General features: G+C 42.7%; 4 protein-coding genes. 3 read left to right on the top strand and 1 reads right to left on the bottom strand.

Going from position 1 to position 3,882, the window contains the following annotated elements; all coding sequences use genetic code 11:
• The 3 genes from HJG39_RS18840 to HJG39_RS18850 all read left to right on the top strand — a co-directional run.
• Window positions 1-639: phage portal protein (locus HJG39_RS18840; RefSeq protein ID WP_268411910.1), on the top strand; the 639-nt coding region annotated here is incomplete at its 5' end.
• A 14-nt stretch (window positions 640-653) separates the two neighbouring features.
• Complete coding sequence (locus tag HJG39_RS18845) at window positions 654-1,412, top strand: DNA adenine methylase (RefSeq protein WP_268411913.1); 759 nt, start codon at window positions 654-656, stop codon at window positions 1,410-1,412.
• Between the two features lie 182 nt (window positions 1,413-1,594).
• Window positions 1,595-2,806 carry a tetratricopeptide repeat protein gene (locus tag HJG39_RS18850; protein ID WP_268411915.1) on the top strand — a complete coding sequence of 404 codons (1,212 nt, stop codon included), beginning with the start codon at window positions 1,595-1,597 and terminating at the stop codon, window positions 2,804-2,806.
• 56 nt (window positions 2,807-2,862) lie between these two features.
• On the opposite strand, the gene HJG39_RS18855 is transcribed toward HJG39_RS18850, so the two are convergent.
• A complete protein-coding gene (locus HJG39_RS18855) occupies window positions 2,863-3,552 on the bottom strand; it encodes a hypothetical protein (RefSeq protein ID WP_268411917.1) in 690 nt (229 codons plus the stop codon).
• Window positions 3,553-3,882: the final 330 nt, after the last annotated feature.

Raw genomic sequence — 3,882 nt, forward strand, 5'->3', positions numbered from 1 at the left:
CCCGCCAAATACACCCGCAAAACCAAAGACGACTCTTTTTTGTTTTTAAAAGGCTATGGTGAAAAACACTACTTTGGGCAAGGCCGCGTTTTTCATTTGCTAGAGCCGGACATCAACCAAGAAATTTACGGCGTGCCCGAGTATTTAGCGGCGCTGAATAGTGCATGGTTGAATGAGTCGGCCACCTTGTTCCGGCGCAAGTATTACGAGAACGGCACACACGCCGGATTCATCCTTTACATGACCGATACGGTCTATGAAGAAGACGACATCGACGCGCTACGCCAAAGCCTAAAAAGCGCCAAAGGGCCGGGCAATTTCCGCAATTTGTTTATGTATGCGCCGGATGGCAAAAAAGACGGTATTCAGATTATCCCCATTGCCGATGTGTCGGCAAAAGATGAATTCTTCAACATTAAAAACGTGACCCGTGATGATGTGTTAGCCGCGCACCGTGTGCCGCCGCAAATCATGGGCGTTATTCCACAAAACACGGGCGGTTTTGGCTCTGCTGAAGCTGCGAGCAACGTGTTTTACCGCAACGAACTCATTCCACTTCAAGAACGATTCAAAGAAATAAACGATTGGATTGGCGAAGAAGTGGTGAGCTTTACCCCTTATGAAATTTCAACGATGTGAAAGAGGTTAAAATCGTGTCAAAGGCAATTATCCCGTGGATGGGCGGCAAGCGCAGACTTGCAAAGGAAATCTTACCCCATGTGAATGGCTATCAAACCTATGTGGAGCCTTTTGCGGGCGGCGCTTCCATCTTCTTTATGAAAGAGCCAGCAAAGGCGGAAGTCATTAACGACATTAACGGCGAATTAGTGAATTTATACCGCGTGGTTAAACACCACTTAGATGAATTCGTGCGCCACTTCCGTTGGGCCTTAGTGAGCCGTGAAGAATTCATCACCGCCAAAAAAACCGACCCTAACACCCTAACCGACATTCAACGGGCCGCACGGTTTTACTACCTGCAAAAGCTCGCCTTTGGCGGCAAAGTAACAGGGCAAACCTTTGGCACAGCCAAAACAACCGGCCCAAAATTAAACTTACTCCGAATAGAGGAAGACTTAAGCAACGCCCACTTACGCCTTGCCAGAACCACAATAGAGCATTTGCCGTGGGATAAGTGCATAGAACGTTACGACACCGAAAACACCGTGTTTTACCTCGACCCACCATACTGGGAAACCACAGGCTACGGCAACAAATTCACATTCGACAACTACGAACACATGGCAGACTTAGCCAAACGCTGCAAAGGAAAGTTTGTTATTTCCATTAACGACCACCCAGATATTCGGGAGGTGTTTAAAGGCTTTGAACTACGAGAGCTTGAGATTAAACACAAGGTGGGCGGTAGTGTTAAGACAGTAGATCGGCGGGAATTGGTGATATTGGGGTGAGGTTAGCGTTAAGTAGTGAGCAACACTACCACTAAACTTAACCCGTTGTGCCGTAAACACTAAAGCCAATTCGATTCAAAAGTGCAAAGCGTTGCGAATCTGTCTTAAACGCCTGTTATGTAACATTTGCGTATTGTAGCATATTATAGCTCCTAAAATTTATCAGGCGGAGCAAATCGAATATGGTCGCAGAGGTTACGTCATTATCTCCAAAACAAATTTGGCAATTAAACCCTAAAACTGCAACAGCATGGATTAAGTATGCTGACTATCTTGAAGAAAAAGGAAAAGTTTCTGAAGCTTTCTCGATCTTCGAAGAAGCTCTTGCTTCCTCGAAGATCATAAGCAAAGTACGATTAACAGAACGCTATGCTAAGCTTGCAGCAAAGCATTGTAACAAGGAAGAAGGTACTATTCTTTTTCAACGACTCCGCAGCATTAAAGAAACGAATCAGCTAATAGATTGTTATCTTAATTTTCTTATAAGTCACAAACAGTATCACTTAGTAGAAGATATTTTATTGCGAAATTCCCAAATTTCCGGCACTAATAAAAAATGGCTTCAAATTGGCGAGTTATATGAAGGGAAAGGTTTATATGACAAAGCAATTCTAATATATGAAAAATTAATTGAAAAAAACCGTGCAAACGCTGACGCGTGGATTCGATTGACAGAAGCTGAACGCACAAAAGCACGTGCTGGCAAACCTAACAGCATTTCTAAATCAATTAACTTTGAACCAGAGCACCATTCTGCGGGTTTAGCGATCCTACAAAATTTTGGGGCAATACTCAGGAAGAAGTATCCGGAAGGTGACGTGGCTTTCTCAATAGAGCAAAGCGGGTTAAAAGTGACAATGACAATTGAGCATCCAGAGGGACACCGTGAAATTGTCGAGGACTATTTAAATAGATATGGTCTCGTAATCTCGGGGTTAATATCGCCTGAACAATACACTCAAGATCCGATAGAGATTATGGATTTAAAGCGTCAATTGATTAACTATGAAAGTGAATTAAAGTGGTCTCAAGAAAAACAACGAATGCTTGAAGGCATTGTAACTAAACAAGATTCAGATTTATCCTTTTTTAAAAATAAACTTGATAGCGCCCTTCTAGATAACAGGGATCTAAGTCTGAAGAATGCTGATTTGGCTAAAGAATTACTGGGAAAGCTTAACACGCAGGACGATAATCTAACGTTATTAATAAAACAATTGATAAAATCAGCAAAACAGCATAATCAACAAGAAATACATGCTATTTCGACAGAAATAGCCAAGGCAAAGCCGAATATTCTTGAAAAAATTAGAGAGTTTGCGTTTATTACTCTTTCTTCAGCTGGAGCCAATACACCAGCTTGGGTTAACTATTTATCAAAAATAATACCTTAGCTATACAAGCCCTCGTGAGAAATTGTGACGGCTGACCTTGTTGCATAAGGCTTCTATCAGCTGCCGCCAAAGGCGGTCAGCTGCATCGACGAGATAGGAGTGGTATTTGCGGAGATAGCGCTGATTCCAATGATAGAGACAATACAGAGCGCAGCCAAGAGCCTTTTCCGCTGACCAATGTAGCGAAAATATTCTGGTGTCTCAACGTCTTCATGCAAGCAGTAAGTGACCCACCAAACGATCAGGTTAAGGACGAGAGTAATACCTAATAATGTCATTCCCATGACTAAACGAACGTAGTCAATAAACCCGCTAAAACCCGATTCATAAGAAGCTATAAAAAGCAGGCCTAACAAGGCCCCAAAACCAAGTGCGCCTACTTCTGATGAAAATTTCAGGAAAGCATATGAGGAGCGAAAAAAATAGGACGACATGTTTTGCCACTGAACTGCATATGCCAAAGCACCGAAAAGCACAAATAGCAGGCCCAGAACCACTACAATATTCCAAAATAGTGGCGCGAGCATTTGCTTGGCGGACTCTAAAAAATAAGAGTTCCCGAGTGAACTGGTGAGAAAATAAGCTAGGAGGACTCCTGAGAATCCCCATATGACCCACGTTCTCACATAATCTGTCCAATATACAATCAAAACTCTTGATGGATTACCCCTAGGGATTAATGCAAGCAAACCTCGCGTGCGGATGGGGCCTAAACTATAAGCGATTAATTGGCTAATTTGTTCCATAAAACTCCTAAACGATAATTTACTTCGAATTCTAGGTAATAAAGGGTATTCGCAATGCCCAAACCTAACCACTTCGCAAACATCCCCTAATTTTAACAGCAGGATAGCCAACAATTCTACTCTTAACTGAGTTGCTTGTTTTGGTAAAGCGAACATATATCCTGCTTGAAAGGAGATTTTAGGAAAATTTTATAAGCTCTGCTCTCACACAGCCCGAACACTTGCGATTGTTGACAATAAAGCCTGTCAAACCCACAATACCGACGCCAGCAACATGCTGGTCAGGATTGAGACCCTGTTTCTTACGAGAGCCGCGAAAACAAAGCGTTT

The sequence above is a fragment of the Alteromonas sp. a30 genome (assembly GCF_026788005.1).
In the GTDB taxonomy this organism is placed as follows: domain Bacteria; phylum Pseudomonadota; class Gammaproteobacteria; order Enterobacterales; family Alteromonadaceae; genus Paraneptunicella.